Raw genomic sequence first — 20,334 nt, 5'->3', positions numbered from 1 at the left:
CGCGATTCGCGGAAATGGTGGACCGCGTTCCGGATCCGGACGCGATGGTCACCGCGGACTGGACGGTGGCCGAAACGGTCGCCCACGTCGCGATGATCGCGAAGATGTACACGGCACTGGTGTGCCCGGACAGTGTCCCGTTGCTGGACGCCCGCGGGCAGAGCCAGGTCGAAAAGACCACTGTGGACACGGTTTCCGTGTTGAACGGCTTGGTGTTGCGAGACTTTCCCGAACGCGACCTCGGCGTGCTGGTCACCGGATTGCTCGCGGACATCGAAGAAGTACTGCGCGTGACCGAGGACGCCGACCCGGCCACCTTGGTGGAGTGGCTCGGGGAGTCGAAAGTACCGCTCGCCGGTGTCCTCGCCCACCTGGTCAACGAACTGCAGATCCACGGCTGGGACATCGCCAGGGCGCTGAAGCTGCCTTGGACGATCCCGCCCGCTGACGCGGCGCTGTTCTTCGATCTTTTTCTGGTCGGTGTGCTGAGCCATGACATCGGGCACCTCCTCGACACCGGCGAGTCGCCGCGAGAACGACGGATCGCCGTGGCGTTCCGATCGGCGTACACGTCCCCGGTCGTGCTGGTGCTGCATCGGGGACGGGTGACGGTCGAGGAGCCCGGCGGCCCGGTCGACGCGCGGATCTCGTTCGATCCACCGTCCCTGAACCTGATGCTGTTCCACCGGGTCGGCAAGGTCCGTTCGGCGCTGACGGGCAAGATCGTCGTCGGCGGACGGCGACCGTGGCTGTTGCCCGCCTTCCTGCGTGTCGTGCGGTTGCCCTGATACACACTCGTGAGTGGTGAGGAGTCCTCACCACTCACGAGGTCCTAGAGCGTGAGCGACCAAGTGTCGAGCACGCCGGTGTCACCGGGTCCGTAGTCGGTGACCCGCAGCTGCCACTTCCCGCCGGCAGGCGACGACGAGCCGGGCGCCGAGAACGTCCGTACGCCGTTCCAGGCCGTGCAGGCCGAACCGCCGCTGTACTTGAGCGGATAGGCCTTGCCCCGGGGATCCAGGAGCGTCACGCCGAGATCCTCGGCGCAGGTGTGCCGGATGGTCACCGAGATCCCGAGCGAAGCGGCGGCCTGCCCGGTGAGCGTCGAAGTCACCGGGCTGAACACCTGCTGGTAGTCGCGGATCGCGAAGTCGGTGCCGTTGCTCAACGTCCGGCCGCCACCGTCACCGGGCTGAGTCTTGACCGACACGACACCACTCGCGGGCGACACGTTTCCCGCCGCGTCGCGAGCCTTCACCGTGAAGGCGTACGAGGTGTCCGGGCTGAGACCGGTCACGGTGGCACTGGTCCCCGTCACGGATGTCATGAGCACCGAGCCGTTGTAGACGTCGTAACCGGTGACACCGACGTTGTCCGTGGCCGCGTCCCAGGCCAGCGAGACGCTGTTCGACGTCGTGCCGGTGGACCGCGCGTTGCCCGGCGCGCTCGGCGCCGTCGTGTCGCCGTTTCCGCCGCCGGTCACCAGGGTGAGGCCCCATTTGTTCAGCGCCTCGATCACCGGCTGGAAGAGGGACATGTCCCCGTCGCTCGGATCCGGCACGCATTGGGAAGGCCCGCCGTCGTGCAGGCCGACCGCCTTGGTGCCGAGGAGCCAGCCGCCGCCCGAGTCGCCACCGAGTGAACAGGCCGTCGTCCAGGTCAAGTCCTCGATGATCAGCCCGCCGCCGTAATCGACGGACTTGTGCGTGTACTTCACTTCGCCGCACTTCCATTTCGAAGTGTTGCCGGAATGGCAGACCCGGTCGCCGACCATCGCCTCGGCCGAACCCGTGACGGTGACGGCGGGCTCGCCCCAGGTGTTGACCGCCGCCGAGAGCGCCCAGCCGGGCTGCGTCACCGCGACCACGCCCATGTCGCCTTCGCGGGCGTTGACGCTGCGCGTCCCGCCGACGTTCGAAGTGCCGATCCGGTTCTGCTGGCCCGACGCGCCATAAGCGGCCTGGTCACGGTCGTTCGTGCAATGCCCGGCGGTGAGGAAGTGCTTGGCGCCCGTCGAATCGGTCGCGCCGAACCCGACCGAACAGTTGCTCTCACCGCCCGGCCACCACGGGTCGCCGGTGTGGATCGTGCCGTCCTGCTGCCGCGGCGAAGAGCCGGTTTCGGTGATCCGCACGCCGAGATTCCTTGCCCGGGAAAGGAAGCTCTCGGTCTCGGCGGTCTTGCGGGAGCGGTCGACCGAGATCCCGACCTCGTTGCCCCGGACGTCGACACCCCAGCCGAACACCCCCGGTACGCCGTCGCCGACGAGCGCGCGGACCGCCGCGTCGGTCCGGTCCAGCTCGGCCTTGGTCCGCGACACCAGCCGGGGTTCGGCGCCGGCGGAGCGGGCCGCGTCGGCGTCGGCGGCGTTCGTGACGGCCAAGACCAGCTTGCCCGTCGCCGCGTCGAACCACTGCCCGGCGGAGCGGGCGCGCAGCCCAGCCGGGAGCGACGCGGCCAGCCGGTGGGCCTCGTCCTGGGCGGCCAACTGGGATTTCGCTTCGGACACGCTCAGGCCGAACGCCGCCGCGACGCCGTTCACCTCGGCGTCGGGATGGACCGGGACAGGCGGGGAAGCGGCCCACGCCACCGGACTGAACCCCAGTGCGGCCAGGGCCACGACGATCGAACAGGAAAGCACTCCGTTGTGCCGTCTCATACGCACTCCTCGAATCGAAAGGCGATGCGCAGACGGTAATTCCTTCACCTCGCGAAATCGTAGGCCCGCGAGTCCTTAACAATTAAGAGTCCCAGTCCCACTCGAACCCGAATCGGCCGGGGCCGAAATTCAGGGCGACACCGTGCACGGAATCGCCTACCGGCAGGACTTCCGACGACTCTGCCTGCTGTCCGTCCTGTTCGGAACAGCGGCGGCATCGCGCCGGGAGCACACCGGGGGAGAATCGGATCTCGAGCACGTATTCCCGGGTGGGCAAGCGGAATTTGCGTTCGTAGTTCGTCGCGTGCGGAAACGGGGCGCTGTTCACCAGAGTGTGCTCGGTGATGACCGTTTCGCCTTTCGCGAGCGGCCGCTCGAAAAGCAGTTCCATCACGAGGAGACCGTCTTCGGGGTGGAGCACGCTCCGGCCGGGACGACAGCCGCGTAATGAGGTCACTTCGGGCAACGGCCGGTCGTGCTCGTCGATGTGGACGATCATCACCCACCGGTCCGGACCGTCGGCCTCGGCGCGCAGCACCTGCCTGGACTGGAACGCGAGTTCCTCCTGGCGGGGTCCGACGAAGACGACGTCTTGCTGGCTGATCCTCGTCAGCCGTTCGTCCCAGCGGGTGTCGACTTCGCTGACCGCCGAGTCGATCCGCGTCCGGTCCGGCCAGTACCGGCCGATCTCCGGCAGGCCGTCGGCGCGGGCCGGCCATCGGCCTCGCGCGCGCGGCGGGCCGAGCAACCCGGTCAGGCTGCCGGGCGGTACCTCCAGTACCTGTTCAAGGTGGCGGAGCCCCCGTACCGAATCCCGGCGTTCCGGGCGGCTGCGCCCTGACTGCCAATAGCTGAGCGTCGCGGCGGTGATCGAAACGCCCCGGGCGCGCAGATGGTCGCGCAGGCGTTCCAGGCTGAGGCCGCGCACCCGGATCGCCTCGCGCAGCGCGTCGGCGAAGGGCCCGTCGCGGAGCAAGCGCTCGAACTCGGGCCGGGGTTCCGCACCGCCGGAGATCACCTGACGAGCATAGATCGCCGACCGCCGGGATTTGAACCACGAAAGGTCCTGGCCAGGCCGTTAACCGTTAACAGGCGCGTCGAACCGGCGGCGTGAGTCTTCGATGTGGCCGAGGAACCGGTGGGTCCAGTCGCACATCCCGTCCACCGTCGCGCGCAGGCCGTGGCCCGCCTCGGTCAGGGTGTAGTCGACGCGCGGCGGCACCGTCGGATGCACCGTCCGCTCGATCAGGCCGTTGCGCTCCAGCATGCGCAGGTTCTGGGTGAGCATCTTGTGGCTGATGCCCTCGATGTCGTTGCGCAGTTCGGTGAACCGCCGGGTCCGGTCGCCGACCGTTTCGATGATCAGGAGCGCCCACTTGTTGGCGACGTCGGAGAAGATCTCCCGCGCCAGTGAGTCCGCCCGCAGCAGATCGGCGTCGTCCGAACCGTTGAGCTGCTTGGTCACCATGAGGTTCCCCAGTCACGAGAAAGTACGTTCTTCCAGGTCGCCGCACACTCTCCTACAGTTCCTGGGTAACCACAAGTGACCATTGACGAGGAGTACGGATGAGCATCACCCTGGTGAATCCCGCGGGGCTGCCGGAGATCCCCGCCTACCGGCAGGTGTCGATCGCGACCGGGTCGAAGCTGGTCTTCATCGCGGGGCAGGTCTCCTGGGACGCCGACGGCGCCCTTGTCGGCGAAGGTGACCTCGCCGCCCAGGTCGAGCAGTGCTACCTGAACATCGGCACCGCGCTCGCCGAATCCGGCGCCACCTTCGACGACGTCGCGAAGCTGACCGTCTACGTCGTCGACTGGACGCCGGACAAACTCGCGCTGTTCCTCGAAGGCGTGGACCGGGCCGCCGCGAAGCTGGGTGTAACCCCGGTCCCGCCGGGAACGTTGATCGGCGTCGCGGCGCTCGATGTGCCCGAGCATCTCGTCGAGGTCGAGGCGACCGCGGTCATCGACTGACGCTCACCGGCCGCGCGCGGCGCGCCAGATCGGGCTGTCGACGTAGTGGTTGTCGTACTGCTTCGAGGACGCGGCGATCTCCGAGGGATCCGCTTCGCCGCGCGCGACCCGGTCGAGGAGCCGGTAGTAGTCGAAGCGGGCCATACCCGGCGTGAAGGTGACCAGGACGTCCGCGTCCGATCCGGCGGCGGGCCCGAACGCGTGCGGCACCTTGGGCGGCACGGCGAGGAAATCGCCCTTCTCCAGGGTGTGCAGGGTTTCCTCGACGAGGACCTGGAGCTTTCCTTCGAGCACGAAGAAGAACTCGGTCGCGCGGGTGTGGAAGTGGGCCGGGGTGCCGAAGACGCCGTCCTTCAGGGTCGCGCGGTTCGCGGTGAAACCCCCGTCGGTGGTGTCCGAGTCGGCCAGCAGCGTGATTTCGCTGCCCGGCGCGTCGCTGACGATCTCGGCGTCGGCGGCCCGGAGGAGGATGGGGTCGAACATGGTGGCGTCTCCTTGGTTCTTCGTGCTCAGCAGGCTCGCTGAGGAGACCAGCTTCTCCCGGCGCCGGACAGTGATCAACGCGGAAAGCCGCACCGATTGATAATGTGGAGGTTATCGATCGGGTGCATGTGCGGGCTCGCCGAAGTGGCTTGGCGCGGTGACGACTGTCCATAAGGGACACTTCCTGCTCGCGCGGGGGCGCGAGTGATAAAGGTCGTTCTAACACGACTTACCACTCGCGACCCCCGTGTGGAACTGCTCATATGGCCATCCGGTTGCCAGAAAGTGTCCTCTGTGGAGGCTCAGGACACGACGGCCATCGGCTAGGTGGTGTCGGTAAGCTTGCGCCTACGTGTATCCACAAAGGACACTTCCGCGGTTGCTCGCGGCCTCACCACGACGCGTTCGACTTTCGGCTCAATAACCGTCTTTGTCACTCACGACCTCTTCGTGAAGCCACTCAAATCGGGCTAATCGGGCAGCGTCCTTTCGGGGAGGTGGACATTGGGGTGGGGTGGCGGCTTTGCGCAAGTGATCGTGCGGCCGGAGCGTGTCGCGAAAGCTACTTTCGCGACGTCTGATGTCCCGAAAGTGGCTTTCGCGACACGTGGGTGCGGAGACCGCCAACAGGACTTACAGGACACCGCCTAGGCCGGTGACCGTGTGGATTTCGGGTCATCCAACGCACCAAAATCCACACAGTCAGCGATGGCCCTGACGGTGAGTGAAGGGTGTGTGGATACAGGGACACTCAACGTCCCTATATCCACACGCCCCTCCCGCGACACCAAGGTCCCGCCTCCTTTCCGCAGGTCAGCGCGCCAGGCGATACTTGCAGGAGTCGGTCAGGCGGCGAACACCTGCGAGTCGTCGGCGAAAGCCTTGAACTCCAGCGCGTTGCCCGCCGGGTCCAGAAGGAACATCGTCCACTGCTCACCGGTCTGGCCTTCGAAGCGGACGTAGGGCTCGATGACGAACGAGGTGCCGGTGGCGCGGAGCCGGTCCGCCAGTTTCCGGAACTCCGGGACGGTGAGGATCAGGCCGAAGTGGGGGACGGGCACGTCGTGTCCGTCGACGGGGTTGTGGATCCGCTGCGGCCGCTCCGGCGCGAGATGCGTGACGAACTGGTGGCCGTGGAGGTTCCAGTCGATCCAGGTGTCGGAACTGCGGCCCTGTTCGAGGCCGAGGACTTCGCCATAGAAGGTGCGCGCGGCGGCCAGATCGTCGACGGGCATGGCGAGGTGGAAGCGCGGGATGGGGGAGTCGAGGACGGTCATACCGAAGAATCCTTTCCGGCGAGTGAGTACTTGTCGCAATGTTAACATTAGGACAAACTGGCGAGCCGCTACGATCGGCCGGTCGAGTGGGAGGGATGACGATGAGCGAATCCGCCGGGGTGATGCCGGCGCGTCGTCGCGGGCTGGCGGACGAGGTGGCCGACAGGGTCAGGGACGCCATCTTCGGCGGCGCCTATCCGCCTGGCGCGCAGCTGCGCGAGGTCGAGCTTTCGGCCGCGCTCGGCGTCAGTCGTGGTCCGGTGCGCGAAGCGCTGCTGAAACTGGAGCGTGAGGGTCTGGTCCGCAGCGAATGGCATCGCGGTGCGATCGTCACGACGCTGTCCGATGTGGACGTCGCCGAACTCGACAGCCTGCGCTCGGCGCTGGAGCAGCTGGCGGTTCAGCTGGTCGTCGTGAAGGCGTCGGACGCGGAGCTGGCCGCGATCGACGACGTCGTCGACCGGATGGATCGGGCGCGCGACGAGCACGAGATGGTCCGCTGCGACATCGACTTCCACGACGCGGTCTACGCCGCGTCCGGGCATCGGCGGCTCGTCGAGGCCTGGCAGGCGATCCGGTCACAGGTGTACCTGTTCCTGCTGACGCGGATCGGCGTGAGTTCAGACGGCTACCTCGCGAGCATCCCGGCGGAACACCGTCGGCTGGCGTCCGCGCTTCGGGCTCGTGACGGCGAGAAGGCACTCGAACTGTTCGCCGTCCACCGCGGCGAGGCCTTCGCCGTGCTGACGGGGAAGTGACGGTGCTCAACGTCCGTTTGAACGACCTGGCCGCGGAGGCGCTGGGCCCCTTGTCCGCCGCGATACCGCTTGACCGGTTGGCGCCGGGACTGAAGGAGATGATCGCCGGTGGGGTGGTCCTGACCGGTGAGGTGATCACTCTCGGCGGGATTCCCTCCTGGGCCGGACGGCCACCGGGAAGACAGACTGACCTGACCGAGTGGGAGTGCTTCGTCAGTGGCTTCCATCTCGAAGACCATCTGCCGATCGAGGTGGGGAGCCTGCCCGACGGCGAGCCGGTAATCTCGGAAGCGGATCAGGTCCTGATGTTGCGTCACGGCCTCGGGTTCGCGCTCGAAATCGCCCGCGCCGCGCCGGTTCCAGTCCGATGCGTCGTCGGCGCCAACACCACGAACGGGACCTTCCGGTTCCACCGTGCCCGGCCGGGGGAGTCCTGGCTCCATGCGGATCTGGACCGCTATCGTCCGGAGAAGATGATCACCGTCGATCGCGGCCCCGCGACCTTGGGTGGAACCCCCTGGTGAACGATACGGTGCCGAGGCGGACGAAATGGCGTTCAGGGTCTTGACGGCGGAGTGGGCCACGGCTTAACTCAAGCCCTGAAATAAGACGTGTCCCGGGTCACAGGCCCGGACGCGGCTTGGCCACTCACCCCGAGGACCATCGATGCGAATCGGAAAGATCGCTCCCGCGCTCGTCCTGGCGCTGGCGGCCGCCGCCACGACGGCGTGCGGCGGCGGCGACACGTCGTCCAGCGCTCCCAAGGAGCTCGTGTACTGGGCGTCCAATCAGGGCACCAGTCTCGACAACGACAAAGCCGTCCTGCGGCCCGAGCTCGACAAGTTCGAGAAGGCCTCCGGGATCAAGGTCAAGCTCGAAGTCGTCCCGTGGACGGATCTGCTCAACCGGATCCTCGCGGCCACCACCTCCGGCAAGGGGCCGGACGTGCTCAACATCGGCAACACCTGGTCGGCCTCGTTGCAGGCGACGGGCGCTTTCCTGCCGTTCGACGACGCCGCATTGGAGAAGGTCGGCGGCAAGTCGCGATTCCTCGGGCCGTCGCTGGCGGCCACCGGGGCGAGCGGGCAGCCGCCGGTCGGCGTACCGCTCTACGGCCAGGCATACGGCTTGTACTACAACAAGAAGCTCTTCGCCGAGGCCGGTATCACCAAGCCGCCCGCCACCTGGGAGGAGCTCGTCGAGGACGGCAAGAAGCTCACCAAACCCGACAAGGGCCAGTGGGGGCTCTCGCTCCAAGCGGGCCAGGTCACGGAGAACAGTCACCACGCCGCGATTCTCGGCGCCCAACAAGGTGCACAGTTCTTCACCGCCGAGGGCAAACCGCAGCTGGCTTCGGATCCGTCGGTCGCGGCGGTACAGCAGTTCGTCGACCTGATGCAGAAGGACAAGATCGTCAATCCGGCCAACGCCGAGTACGCCGACACCGCCAAATCCCTCAAGGATCTGTCGGACGGCAAGGCCGCGATGTTTATGAACCAGGCCTCCGCGGGGTCGTTCAAGAGCATCGGGATGGACATGGCGAACCTCGGTGTCGCGCCGATCCCGTTGCCCGCCACCGCGCCGCCGAACGGCCGGAAGGTGACGAGTTTCGTCGCGGGCATCAACATATCGGTCTTCAAGAACACGAAGAACCCCGACGCCGCACTGGACTTCGTGAAGTTCATGGTCTCGGCGCCGGAGCAGGCACTGCTCAACAAGACCTACGGTTCACTGCCGACCGTCCAAGACGCCTACACCGACGCGGCCTTCCAGACCGAGGACGTCAAGGTGTTCCAGAACGTGCTCGCGAATTCGGCCGAACCGATGCCACAGGTCCCGCAGGAGTCGCAGTTCGAGACCCTGATCGGCACCGCGATGAAGGCGATGTTCGCCGACATCGCCGCGGGCAAGCCGGTCGACGGTGCCAAGATCCGCGACCAGCTGAACCAGGCGGACCAGCAGATCGCGGCCGGTAGTTGATGCCGACCGCTCTCGACGACGCCCCGGCCGTGAAGGCGGCCGGGGCTCCCGGGCCCCGGGGTGTCCGGCGTAAGCGGCGCCGGGTCGCCCTGCCGTATCTGCTCCTGCTCCCCGCGATCCTGCTCGAACTGCTCGTACACGTGATCCCGATGATCGCCGGGCTCGTGATGAGCTTCTTCAAGCTGACGCAGTTCTCGATCCGGGACTTCGCGTCCGCCCCGGCGGCGGGACTGGACAACTACAAGTTCGTCCTGGACTTCGACGCCGCGGCGGGGAAGTCGCTGCTCGGCTCGTTCTGGATCACCGTCCTCTACACCGTTCTCTCGGTGGGCTTCTGCTGGCTGTTCGGCACCTCGGCCGCCGTCCTGATGCAGAAGAACTTCCGGGGACGCGGCCTGCTCCGGACGTTGTTCCTGGTGCCTTACGCGCTGCCGATGTACGCCGCGGTGATCACCTGGTCGTTCATGTTCCAGAAGGACACCGGCCTGGTGAACGACCTGCTGGGCACGGATTCGTTCTGGCTCATCGGGGACAACAGCTTCTGGTCGCTGCTGGTCGTCTCGGTGTGGCGCAACTGGCCGTTCGCGTTCCTGATCGTGATGGCCGGGCTGCAGAACATCCCCGGCGAACTGTACGAAGCGGCGGCCATCGACGGCGCGGGCTGGTGGCGCCAGTTCCAGGCGATCACCCAGCCGATGCTGCGCCCGGTCAACCAGGTTCTGCTGCTGGTGCTGTTCCTGTGGACGTTCAACGACTTCAACACGCCGTATGTCCTTTTCGGAGCGTCCGCGCCGAAGGAGGCGTCGCTGATCTCGATCCACATCTACCAGAGCTCCTTCGTGACCTGGAACTTCGGTCTCGGCTCGGCGATGTCGGTGCTGTTGCTGCTGTTCCTGCTGATCGTCAGCACCGTCTACTTGGGACTGACCGCGCGGAGGAGGAACGCCGTTGTCTGAGCCTCGCTGGGTCCCGTGGGCCCGCCGATTCGTCCTCGGCTTCCTCGCCCTGTTCACGCTGGTGCCGCTGTACGCGATGGTTTCGTCGTCGCTGAAGCCGCTCGGGGACGTGCAGGGCACCTGGGAATGGGTCCCGACGACGCTGACCGTCCAGCCGTTCTTCGACATCTGGGAGACCATCCCGCTCGCCGAGTACTTCGTGAACAGCCTGGTGATCTCCGGGTCGGCGGCGATCCTCTCGGTGGTGATCGCGATCTTCGCGGCGTACTCGCTGAGCCGGTTCCGCTTCCGTGGCAAGAACTTCTTCAAGATGACCGTGCTGTCCACGCAGATGTTCCCCGGCATCCTGTTCCTGCTGCCGCTGTTCCTCATCTTCGTCAACATCGGCAACACCACCGGCATCGTCCTGTACGGCTCCCGGCTCGGGCTGATCATCACCTACCTGACCTTCTCGTTGCCGTTCGCCATCTGGATGCTTGCCGGCTACATCGACTCGATCCCCAAGGAACTCGACGAGGCCGCGATGGTCGACGGCACCGGGCCGTTCGGCGCGTTGATCCGGGTGGTGATCCCGGCGGCGATGCCGGGCATCGTCGCGGTGGGGATCTACTCGTTCATGACCGCCTGGGGCGAGGTCCTGTTCGCGTCGGTGATGACCGACTCGGGCACGCGGACCCTCGCCGTCGGTCTGCAGGAGTACTCCACCCAGGTCCAGGTGTACTGGAACCAGGTCATGGCCGCGTCCCTGATCGTCTCCGTCCCGGTCGTCGCCGGATTCCTGCTGCTTCAGCGTTATCTCGTCGCCGGGCTCACCGCCGGTGCCGTGAAATGACCCGCCCGTCGCTCCGTACAGAGAGGTCCGCCTTGAATCTGCACCTGCCCGCCGATTTCCTGTGGGGTGCGGCCACCGCCGCGTACCAGGTCGAGGGTGCCGTCGACGCCGACGGCCGCCTCCCGTCCATCTGGGACGACTTCGTCCGGGTCCCGGGTGCCGTCCTGAACGGCGACACCGCCGACGTCGCGTGCGACCACTACCGGCGCTGGCCGGAGGATCTCGCCATCATGAAGCGGCTGGGCCTGGACGCCTACCGCTTCTCGATCGCCTGGCCGCGGGTGATCCCCACCGGCCGCGGCGCGGTCAACGCGGCGGGCCTCGACTTCTACGACCGGCTGGTCGACGCGTTGCTCGAAGCCGGGATCCGGCCGTTCGCCACGTTGTTCCATTGGGACCTGCCCTCGGCGCTGAAGGGCGGCTGGCCCGAGCGCGACACGGCCTACGCCTACGCCGATTACGCCGCCGTCGTCGCGGGGCGGCTCGGTGACCGGGTGCGGGACTGGAACACCGTCAACGAGCCGCTGTGCTCGGCCTGGCTCGGCTACCTCGAAGGCCGGTTCGCGCCTGGCGTCAAGGATCTCAAGCAGGCCATCGACGCGTCGCACCACCTGCTGCTCGCGCACGGCCTCGGCGTGCAGGCGATCACCGCCAACGCCGCTCAGGCTCCCAACGTCGGCCTGGTGCTCAACCTCAGCGGGATCGAGCCCGCGTCGGATTCGACTGCGGACATCGAGGCGGCGAAGCGGATGGACGGACACGTCAACCGGTGGTGGCTCGACCCGTCGAACGGCCGCGGCTACCCGGCGGACATGATCGAGGTCTACGGCGTCGAACCGCCCGTGGTCGGGGATGATCTCGAGGTGATCTCGACGCCGGTCGGCTTCCACGGGCTGAACTACTACTTCCGGCAGATCGTCGAGGACGACCCGGACGGCCCAGCGCCCCGCGCCCGGCAGGTGCCGGTCGAGGGCGCGGCGACCACGGCGATGGGCTGGGAGATCCACGGGCAGGGGCTCGCGGACCTGATCCACCGGCTCGCCAACGAGTACGGCGCCCGCGCCATCTACGTCACCGAGAGCGGGGCCGCCTTCGACGACAAGGTCGCCGAGGACGGTTCGATCCACGACGCCGACCGCATCGCCTACCTGGAAGAACATCTGGGCGCGGTCGCCGGAGCAGCCGAAGCGGGTGCGCCCGTGAAGGGCTACTTCGCCTGGTCGCTGCTCGACAACTTCGAATGGGACAGCGGGCTGAGCAAACGGTTCGGGCTCGTGCGGGTCGACTACGACACGCAGGTCCGCACGGTCAAGGCGAGCGGGCACCGGTACGCGGAGATCATCGCCGAGCACCGGAACCGCTGACCGGCCTCGCGAACGGTTCGTGCGGGCGGATGGACCGAGGGGTCCGGATTCGTCGCGCGGTACGAACGGACGCCCGCCGAAACCTCCTAGGGTCGCCATGAACGAGGCGATCCTAGGAGGCGAAGTATGCGGACACTCTTGCGTGGCGGTCGTGTCATCGATCCGGCGACGGGTTTCGACGGTACGGCCGACTTGCTGGTATCCGACGGGGTGGTCACCGCCGTCGGGGAACGCTTGATCGCGGAGCCGGGTGACGTGGAGATCGACGTCCGAGGGCTCGTCGTCGGACCGGGCTTCATCGACCTGCACAGCCACGTGCACACCATCGCGGGCCAGCGGCTGCAGGCGATGGACGGGGTGACGACCGCGCTCGACCTCGAAGCCGGGTTGATGCCGATCGAGCGGGCCTACGCCGAGGCGGCCGCGGCGGGACGTCCGCTGCACTACGGTTTCTCCGCGTCCTGGGGTGCCGCGCGGGCGCAGGTGCTCGCCGGCATCGAGCCGGACGCGAATATCGACAGCGGGCTGGCGGTACTCGGAAACCCGGCCTGGCAACGGACTTCTTCGCCGAAGGAGCTCGCGGCCTGGCTGTCCCTTGTGGACGGTGAGCTGGCCGCGGGTGCGCTCGGCGTCGGCGTGCTCCTCGGCTACGCGCCCGACACCGACCCCAAAGAGTTCCTCGCGTTGGCCAGGCTGGCCAAGGAGGCCGGGGCACCGACCTACACCCACGTCCGTGAATTGGTCGAGGTGAATCCGGAGACGCCGATCGACGGCTCGGCGGAGATCGCGATCGTCGCGGCCGAGACCGGCGCCGCGATGCACCACTGCCACGTGAACAGCACGTCGGGCCACCAGATCGAGCGAGTGCTCGCGGCGCTCGAAGCCGGCCGCGCGGCCGGTTCGCGGGTGACCGTCGAGGCCTATCCGTACGGCGCGGGCAGCACCGGGATCGGTGCGGCGTTCCTCTCGCCCGAACGCCTGAAGATGAAGGGCTTGTCCCCGTCCAGCGTGATCATGCTGGAGTCGGGGGAGCGGATCGCCGACGAGGGCCGCCTGCTCCAGGTGCGTGCCGAAGACCCGGGTGCGCCCTGCATCCTCGAGTTCCTCGACGAGAGCAGCGCGCACGACCTCGGCCTGCTGCGTCAGGCGCTCGCGTTCCCGGACGCCATCGTCGCCAGCGACGCGCTGCCCGTGTACTGGAAGAACGGCACCAGCGAGAGCACCGAATGGCCGCTGCCGCCCGGCGGCGCGACCCATCCGCGCACGGCCGGGACCTACGCCAAGACCCTGCGGCTGATGGTGCGGGAGAGCAAGGCCTGGACGTGGCTGGAGGCGTTCCGGCGCTGCTCCTACCTGCCGGCGCGCGTGCTCGACGAGGTCGCCCCCGGCGCGCTGGCCAAGGGACGGCTGAACGTCGGCGCCGATGCCGACATCGTCGTCGTCGACCCGGAAGCCATCACCGATGCGGCGACCTACTTCGACTCGACCAGGCCCTCGGTCGGCGTCCGGCACCTGTTCGTTTCGGGCGTCCCGGTCGTCACCGACGGGAATCTGCGCACGGACGCGTTCCCGGGCAAGCCGTTGCGGGGTGAGCCGCGATGAGCGACCTGCTGGCCGACATCGAAACGCTCGTGCGGTGCGAGTCGCCGTCGTCGGATCACGAAGCGGTGGCTCGCAGCGCCGAAGTGGTGGCCGAGATCGGCCGGAGGTTGCTCGGTGCAGATCCCGAGCGGATCGTCGTGGACGGAGTCACCCACCTGCGCTGGCGATTCGGTGACGGACCGGCTCGGGTGCTGCTGCTCGGCCACCACGACACGGTGTGGCCGCACGGTTCGCTGGAGACGCATCCGTTTTCCGTACGGGACGGTGTGTTGCGCGGCCCCGGCTGCTTCGACATGAAGGCGGGCGTCGTGATGGCGCTGCACGCCGCCGCGACCGTGCCCGACCGCGACGGACTGTCCATTTTGGTCACCGGTGACGAGGAGATCGGTTCGCCCACGTCCCGCGCGCTGATCGAGGAGACCGCGGCGGGCTGTGACGCGGCGTTCGTGCTGGAGGCTTCGGCCGACGGCGGTGCGCTGAAATGCCGCCGCAAAGGCGTTTCCCACTACCGGGTCGAGGTCATCGGCCGGGCCGCGCACGCCGGGCTCGAACCGGAGAAGGGGGTGAACGCGGGAATCGAGATCTCCCACCAGATCCTCGCCGTGGCCGCGCTCGCCGACCCCCAGGCCGGGACCAGCGTGACACCCACCGTCGTCTCGGCGGGAACGACGATCAACACCGTTCCCGCCGCCGCGAGTGTGGCCGTCGACGTCCGCGTATGGGACGAGGCCGAGCAACTCCGCGTCGACCGGGCCATGCGCGAACTTCCTCCGGTACTGGACGGGGCCGAGGTCCGGGTGACCGGCGGGATCAACCGGCCGCCGCTCGAAGCGGGCTCGTCGGCAGGCTTGTTCGCGCTGGCCCAGGAGCTGGCCGGCGAACTCGGCCTCGGTGAACTGAGTTCCGCGTCGGTTGGTGGCGCCTCGGACGGCAATTACACCGCCGGGATCGGCGTTCCCACCCTGGACGGACTGGGCGCCGTCGGGGGCGGGGCGCACGCGGATCACGAACACGTCGTCGTCGCGGAACTGCCGCGCCGCACCGCTTTGCTGGCCGCGCTCGTGGAGAACGTGCTCGTGAAAAGGGATCCGTCCGGTGCGACGAATCGCGCGGGCGAATCTGGTACGGCACGACGGTGACTGGGCCGTCGTGCCGGGAAAGGATCGTCCCGTGACGAATCTAGCGACGAACGCGGAAAGCCTCGCGTCGGCGGACGTACGCGACGAAGCCGTCGCCGCCGCGCGGGCCGCGGCCGCGGCTTCGGGCGTCGAAATCCGCGAACTCACCGAAATCGCCGAACTGGCCGCGGTGGTCGGCCTGTTCGAGTCGATCTGGCAATCGGCACCCGGCGCGCGGCCGGTGAGCACGGAACTGCTGCGCGCGATGTCCAGCGCAGGGAACTACGTCGCGGGCGCCTTCGAGAACGATGAACTGCTGGGGGCCTGTTTCGGGTTCTTCGGGAACCCAGGAAAGGCGAGCCTGCACAGCCACATCGCCGGAGTCGCCAAGGCGGGCGTGGGCCGCGGGATCGGATACGCGCTCAAACTGCACCAGCGCGGGTGGGCACTGCTCCAGGACGTCTCGGTGATCACCTGGACCTTCGACCCGCTGGTGCGGCGCAACGCCTATTTCAATCTGGGGAAACTCGGCGCGCGACCGATCGGCTACCTGCCCGATTTCTACGGGCCGATGGAGGACAGCATCAACGGCTCGGGCGACACCGACCGGCTGATGGTCGGCTGGGATCTGACGAGCCCCGAGGTTCATGCCGCCGCGTTCGGTGAACCCGTCCTGATCGACGCGGAGGCACTTGGTGCGGCGAAGGCACTTTCGGTCGACTCCGACGGCGGTCCGAGTATCGGATCCGCCGACGCGCCGACCGTGCTCGTCGCCGTCCCGTCCGACATCGAACGGTTGCGCCGCACCGATCCCGGTCGCGGCAACGCGTGGCGCGCCGCCCTGCGTGAAGTCCTCGGTGGGCTGATGGCGGACAACGCCAAGGTCGCCGGTTTCGATCGTGCCGGCTGGTACGTGATCTCGAAGGAGCAGTCGTGAAACTCAGCGGTGTGGAACTGCGCCGGGTCCGGATGCCGCTCGTGGCTCCGTTCCGGACCTCGTTCGGAACGCAGTCCGAACGGGAACTGCTGCTCGTCCGCGCGGTGACCCCGGCGGGCGAGGGCTGGGGCGAATGTGTCGCGATGGGGGCGCCGGTCTACTCGTCGGAGTACAACGACGCCGCCGAACACGTGCTTCGCAACCATCTGATCCCCGCCCTGCTGGCCGCGGGAGACGTCACCGCGCACAAGCTGACGCCGTTGCTGGCGAAGTTCAAGGGGCACCGGATGGCGAAGGGGGCGCTGGAGATGGCGGTCCTCGACGCCGAACTCCGCGCGCACGACCGGTCCTTCGCGGCCGAACTCGGGTCGACCCGCGACTCCGTGGCCTGCGGGGTCTCGGTCGGGATCATGGACTCGATCCCGCACCTGCTCGACGTCGTCGGCGGCTACCTCGACGAGGGCTATGTCCGGATCAAACTGAAGATCGAACCCGGCTGGGACGTCGAGCCGGTCCGCCAGGTGCGTGAGCGCTTCGGTGACGACGTGCTGCTGCAGGTCGACGCGAACACCGCGTACACCCTGGGCGACGCGCCCCTGCTGGCCCGGCTCGACCCGTTCGACCTGCTGCTGATCGAGCAGCCGCTCGAAGAGGAGGACGTGCTCGGCCACGCCGAACTGGCCAAGCGAATCCGGACGCCGATCTGCCTCGACGAGTCGATCGTCTCCGCCAAGGCGGCTGCGGACGCGATCAAGCTGGGCGCCTGCCAGATCGTCAACATCAAACCGGGCCGCGTCGGCGGTTACCTCGAAGCACGCCGGGTGCACGACGTCTGCGCGGCGCACGGCGTGGCGGTGTGGTGCGGCGGGATGATCGAGACCGGGCTGGGCCGGGCGGCCAACGTCGCGCTGGCGTCGCTGCCCGGTTTCACGCTGCCGGGCGACACCTCCGCGTCCGGCCGGTTCTACCGCACCGACATCACCGAGCCGTTCGTGCTGGACGCCGGGCATCTGCCGGTGCCGACGGGTCCGGGGCTCGGCGTGACTCCGATTCCCGATCTCCTGGACGAGGTCACCACGGAGAAAGCGTGGATCGGTTCGTAGCGCGCTACGAAATCCGGGGTTAGATTTGGTCGGATCGAACCAGTCGGTTCGGTGAGGCCGGGTTTAACTTCGGGGGGGTGCTGACACCGGTGCCCAGCAAGCCGCATACGAGCTTGGGACGCGTCCTCGAAGACCTCGGGGACGTGCTCCTGGAGCCGGTCGCGGTCGGCCGGACCACCCGCAAACAGCTCGGCGGGGTGGTCATCCACGATCCGCACGACGAATCCGAAATCCCTGGCGGGGCCGTCGTGCTCGGCGTCGGGGTGCGGGATCGGGACGAGATCGTCCGCCTCTTGCACGACGTGGGTGCGAGAGGCGCGGCGGCGCTCGTCGTCCGGTCTCCCGTCACCCCGGCGCCGGAACTCCGCCGCGCCGCGGAGTCGTCTGGGGTCGCCTTGCTGGGGCTCGCGCGTGGCGCGTCCTGGGCACAACTCGCCGCCATGCTCAGGACCTTGCTCGCCGAGGAGGACGTCGGCGAGGTCTCGCCCCAGACGCTCGGCGGAATGCCGTCGGGTGATCTCTTCGCGCTGGCCAACGCGATCGCCGCGCTCATCGACGCTCCGGTGACCATCGAGGATCGCAACAACCGGATCCTCGCGTTCTCCGGACGCCAGGACGAAGCGGACCCGTCTCGGGTCGAGACCATCCTCGGGCGTCAGGTGCCGGAGCGATTCGCCCGCGGCCTGGAACGCGACGGCGTCTTCGAGAGGCTGTACCGCGACCACGCGCCCGTCTACGTCGATCCGCAGCGCTACGACGACAGTGCCATCGCGTTGCCCCGTGTGGCGTTCGCCGTCCGCGCCGGCGACGAAGTGCTCGGGTCGATCTGGGCGGCGGTGCGGGAACCGCTCAGCGAAGAGCGGACGCAGGCGCTGATCGACGCCGCCAAACTCGTCGCGCTGCACTTGCTCCGGCTGCGTGCGGGCGCCGACGTCGAACGACGGCTGCGCGCGGATCTGGTGAGCACGGCGCTCGAAGGCGGCGCCGGCGCGCCGGAGGCCATCGCCCGGCTCGGGTTGCTCGGCCAGCCGTCGATCGTGCTCGCCATGGGACTCCTCGGCGCACCCGATCCCGAGGACGATCTCCGGCTGGTCGCGGACCGCCAGCGGGTCGCCGACGCCCTCGCCATGCACCTGAGCGCCGTCCAGCCTCGCTCGGCCGTCGCGTTGGTCGGCGACGTCGCCTACGGCATCCTTCCGATGCCCGGCGGCCAAACCGACTGCCAGGAGCGTTCGGTGCGGGTCGCGTCGACCTTTCTGGAGCGCACGGGACGCCGGGCGGCGGCCGCGATCGGCATCGGCCCGCTCGCCCTCGACGCGTCCGGCCTCCACGCCTCCCGCGATGGTGCGGACCGGGCGTTGCGCGTGCTGCTCACCAACGGCGGCGCCAAACGCGTCGCGACCGCCGAAGACGTCCACGTCGACGCACTCATGCTGGATTTGGCCGACCTCGCCGCGGCAAGGGGAGACGTCGCGACAGGACCTGTCGCGCGGTTGCTCGCCTACGACGCGCAACACCAGTCACAACTGGTGCACACCCTCCGGTGCTGGCTCGACGCCTTCGGTGACATCGGAGCCGCGTCCGCGTCGGCCTACGTCCATCCGAACACGTTCCGCTACCGGCTGCGGCGGCTCGCGGAAGTCGGCGAGATCGACCTCGACGACGCGGGGGAGCGATTCGCCGCGATGCTGCAACTGCGGCTGCTGCCCCGCGACGCGCGGACCGGACCGCCGGGCGCCGAAGACTGACGTTGGTCTTCCGGCCCGAAACGACGGCGGATGTTCGTGTGATCGCACGAACTCCGTACGCCTGCCGCGTTTCAGAATGAGTGATCGGCGCCACGCTCGCGCCGTTCTCCTTCTCTCCCAAAGTTTCCGCGGAGGCGCCATGACGGCAGTGGTCAATGAGGACACCTGGACAGCACGGCGGATCAACCGGACGGCGCTCATCACGATGGTGGTGATGGTGTTCGCCTGGGCGGTCGACTACATCGACCGGTTCTCGATCGGGATGGCGCTGCCGATGATCGGCGCCGAGTTCGAGCTCAGCAAGACCGAACAGGGCTGGCTCGTCACGGTGTTCGCGCTGGTGTACATGGTCTGCCAGATCCCGGCGGGCTTTCTCGCCGACCGATACGGCTCGCGAGGGCCGATGCTGGTCACGCTGCTGCTGTGGTCGGCGTTCACCGCGATGACCGGGATGGCGGGCACCTTCGGCATGTTGCTCGTCGTCCGCGGCCTTTTCGGTGTGTGCCAAGGGCTTTTCCCGGCGGCTTCGTTCAAGGCGATCGCCGAACGGACCACCCCCGGCAACCGCGCGACGGTGACCGGCGTGATGCTGTCCGCCGGTGGTATCGGTGCCGGCCTGGCGCCGTTGATCGTCGGCCCGCTGCTGATGGCGGTCGGCTGGCGGCACACGTTCTTCTGGATGGCGGGGATCGGCGCGATCATCGGCGTGGTCGTCTGGACGATACTTCCCAAGGCACTGCCCAAAGAACTGAGCAGCCTTCCGCGCGACGAGATGAAAACCCCCGAGGTCTCCCGCAAACAGCTGCTGAAGTCCCCGGTGATCTGGAAGTTCACCCTGTTGTTCTGCGTCACCAACATGCTCAACTACGGGATGATCACCTGGGTTCCCAGCTACCTGCTGGAATCGAGGGGTCTGTCGTTGAGCCAGACCGGGATACTGGCCGCGATCCCGATGCTGGTCAGTATCGTCACGACCATTCTCGGCGGCTGGCTGTTCGACCGGTACTTCCACGATCACGGCCGCTGGTACCTCGGCTCGATCGCGCTGGTGACCGTGGTGCTGCTGACGTTGATGGTGAACGCGGACAGCACGGCCGAGTTCACCCTCTACGAGACGCTCGCCCTCGCCGTGTTCGGTATGGCGACGATGGCGGTCTTCGGCCTGCCGCTGCGCGTGCTGCCCACGGCGGTCACCGGGATCGGCATGGGGGTGATGAACTTCGGCGGCCAGGTGGCCGGCGCGGTCGCTCCGGTGGCGATGGGGTGGCTCGCCGACGCGTTCTCCTACACCGCCGCGTTCGGTTTCCTCATCGGTACCACCTTCCTCACCGCCGTGATGGCGTTCTGGGTGCCGCAGAACCCGGCGCAGTTCACGTTCTCCCCGGCGAGCCCAGGTGCGGCCTCATGAATGGCCCACTCGCTCAGCGCGGCGTGGGGGGGGGGGCCCCCATGGGGGCCAAGGGCGCCGGGCAAGGGGGGGTTGGGGGCGCCCCCCCCGCCCGGCGCGGGGTGTTGTTGCAGGTGGTAGTGTTTCGGGGAGAGC

Annotated in this window: 19 protein-coding genes; 14 read left to right on the top strand and 5 right to left on the bottom strand. The window is 68.0% G+C overall.

Annotated features, from left to right (window positions below; all coding sequences use genetic code 11):
- Positions 1 to 14: 14 nt before the first annotated feature.
- Entirely contained in the window at positions 15 to 788 is a 774-nt protein-coding gene (locus tag ACIRGA_RS37130; RefSeq protein ID WP_400950813.1) for a maleylpyruvate isomerase N-terminal domain-containing protein, read from the top strand.
- Positions 789 to 832: 44 nt separating this feature from the next.
- Here ACIRGA_RS37130 and ACIRGA_RS37125 read toward each other — a convergent pair whose 3' ends face one another.
- The 3 genes from ACIRGA_RS37125 to ACIRGA_RS37115 form a co-directional block, all read right to left on the bottom strand.
- Positions 833 to 2,659 carry a fibronectin type III domain-containing protein gene (locus tag ACIRGA_RS37125; RefSeq protein ID WP_400950787.1) on the bottom strand — a complete coding sequence of 609 codons (1,827 nt, stop codon included), beginning with the start codon at positions 2,657 to 2,659 and terminating at the stop codon, positions 833 to 835.
- Between the two features lie 82 nt (positions 2,660 to 2,741).
- Positions 2,742 to 3,677, bottom strand: a complete 936-nt coding sequence (locus ACIRGA_RS37120) for a helix-turn-helix domain-containing protein (RefSeq protein ID WP_400950784.1) — start codon at positions 3,675 to 3,677, stop codon at positions 2,742 to 2,744.
- Between the two features lie 60 nt (positions 3,678 to 3,737).
- Entirely contained in the window at positions 3,738 to 4,127 is a 390-nt protein-coding gene (locus tag ACIRGA_RS37115; RefSeq protein WP_400950780.1) for a winged helix-turn-helix transcriptional regulator, read from the bottom strand.
- A 98-nt stretch (positions 4,128 to 4,225) separates the two neighbouring features.
- Here ACIRGA_RS37115 and ACIRGA_RS37110 point away from each other — a divergent pair, with 98 nt between their 5' ends.
- A complete protein-coding gene (locus tag ACIRGA_RS37110) occupies positions 4,226 to 4,633 on the top strand; it encodes a RidA family protein (RefSeq protein WP_400950777.1) in 408 nt (135 codons plus the stop codon).
- 3 nt (positions 4,634 to 4,636) lie between these two features.
- On the opposite strand, the gene ACIRGA_RS37105 is transcribed toward ACIRGA_RS37110, so the two are convergent.
- Both ACIRGA_RS37105 and ACIRGA_RS37100 read right to left on the bottom strand, forming a co-directional pair.
- Positions 4,637 to 5,116 (bottom strand): cupin domain-containing protein, encoded by a 480-nt coding sequence (locus ACIRGA_RS37105; RefSeq protein ID WP_400950774.1) that lies wholly within the window; start codon positions 5,114 to 5,116, stop codon positions 4,637 to 4,639.
- 845 nt (positions 5,117 to 5,961) lie between these two features.
- Positions 5,962 to 6,393 (bottom strand): VOC family protein, encoded by a 432-nt coding sequence (locus ACIRGA_RS37100; RefSeq protein ID WP_400950771.1) that lies wholly within the window; start codon positions 6,391 to 6,393, stop codon positions 5,962 to 5,964.
- Between the two features lie 101 nt (positions 6,394 to 6,494).
- Between ACIRGA_RS37100 and ACIRGA_RS37095 the strand changes: the two genes are divergently transcribed.
- The 12 genes from ACIRGA_RS37095 to ACIRGA_RS37040 all read left to right on the top strand — a co-directional run bounded on the left by ACIRGA_RS37095 (position 6,495) and on the right by ACIRGA_RS37040 (position 20,199).
- A complete protein-coding gene (locus tag ACIRGA_RS37095) occupies positions 6,495 to 7,151 on the top strand; it encodes a GntR family transcriptional regulator (protein ID WP_400950766.1) in 657 nt (218 codons plus the stop codon).
- A 2-nt stretch (positions 7,152 to 7,153) separates the two neighbouring features.
- On the top strand, positions 7,154 to 7,675 hold the full coding sequence (locus tag ACIRGA_RS37090) for a hypothetical protein (protein WP_400950761.1): 522 nt from the start codon (positions 7,154 to 7,156) through the stop codon (positions 7,673 to 7,675).
- Positions 7,676 to 7,817: 142 nt separating this feature from the next.
- Positions 7,818 to 9,131: an ABC transporter substrate-binding protein gene (locus ACIRGA_RS37085; RefSeq protein WP_400950758.1), complete on the top strand. Its 1,314-nt coding sequence runs from the start codon at positions 7,818 to 7,820 to the stop codon at positions 9,129 to 9,131.
- Positions 9,131 to 10,087: a carbohydrate ABC transporter permease gene (locus ACIRGA_RS37080; RefSeq protein ID WP_400950754.1), complete on the top strand. Its 957-nt coding sequence runs from the start codon at positions 9,131 to 9,133 to the stop codon at positions 10,085 to 10,087. The genes ACIRGA_RS37085 and ACIRGA_RS37080 overlap by 1 nt, the downstream gene beginning before the upstream one ends.
- Entirely contained in the window at positions 10,080 to 10,919 is an 840-nt protein-coding gene (locus ACIRGA_RS37075) for a carbohydrate ABC transporter permease (protein ID WP_400950751.1), read from the top strand. Before ACIRGA_RS37080 ends, ACIRGA_RS37075 begins: the two co-directional genes overlap by 8 nt.
- Positions 10,920 to 10,951: 32 nt before the next feature.
- The gene (locus ACIRGA_RS37070; protein ID WP_400950746.1) at positions 10,952 to 12,283 is read left to right on the top strand and encodes a GH1 family beta-glucosidase; all 1,332 of its coding nucleotides are present in this window, start codon (positions 10,952 to 10,954) and stop codon (positions 12,281 to 12,283) included.
- 126 nt (positions 12,284 to 12,409) lie between these two features.
- On the top strand, positions 12,410 to 13,885 hold the full coding sequence (locus tag ACIRGA_RS37065) for an amidohydrolase family protein (protein ID WP_400950743.1): 1,476 nt from the start codon (positions 12,410 to 12,412) through the stop codon (positions 13,883 to 13,885).
- The gene (locus ACIRGA_RS37060) at positions 13,882 to 15,024 is read left to right on the top strand and encodes a M20 family metallopeptidase (RefSeq protein ID WP_400950740.1); all 1,143 of its coding nucleotides are present in this window, start codon (positions 13,882 to 13,884) and stop codon (positions 15,022 to 15,024) included. Before ACIRGA_RS37065 ends, ACIRGA_RS37060 begins: the two co-directional genes overlap by 4 nt.
- Positions 15,025 to 15,055: 31 nt before the next feature.
- Positions 15,056 to 15,940 (top strand): GNAT family N-acetyltransferase, encoded by an 885-nt coding sequence (locus ACIRGA_RS37055; RefSeq protein WP_400950737.1) that lies wholly within the window; start codon positions 15,056 to 15,058, stop codon positions 15,938 to 15,940.
- Positions 15,937 to 17,043 (top strand): o-succinylbenzoate synthase, encoded by a 1,107-nt coding sequence (menC, locus tag ACIRGA_RS37050; protein WP_400950733.1) that lies wholly within the window; start codon positions 15,937 to 15,939, stop codon positions 17,041 to 17,043. Before ACIRGA_RS37055 ends, menC begins: the two co-directional genes overlap by 4 nt.
- A gap of 77 nt (positions 17,044 to 17,120) precedes the next feature.
- Positions 17,121 to 18,791 (top strand): PucR family transcriptional regulator, encoded by a 1,671-nt coding sequence (locus tag ACIRGA_RS37045; RefSeq protein ID WP_400950731.1) that lies wholly within the window; start codon positions 17,121 to 17,123, stop codon positions 18,789 to 18,791.
- Positions 18,792 to 18,930: 139 nt separating this feature from the next.
- Positions 18,931 to 20,199 (top strand): MFS transporter, encoded by a 1,269-nt coding sequence (locus tag ACIRGA_RS37040; protein ID WP_400950728.1) that lies wholly within the window; start codon positions 18,931 to 18,933, stop codon positions 20,197 to 20,199.
- Positions 20,200 to 20,334: the final 135 nt, after the last annotated feature.

The organism is Amycolatopsis sp. NPDC102389 (genome assembly GCF_044765885.1).
In the GTDB taxonomy this organism is placed as follows: domain Bacteria; phylum Actinomycetota; class Actinomycetes; order Mycobacteriales; family Pseudonocardiaceae; genus Amycolatopsis.
This window is presented reverse-complemented; position numbering and strand designations above follow the sequence as displayed.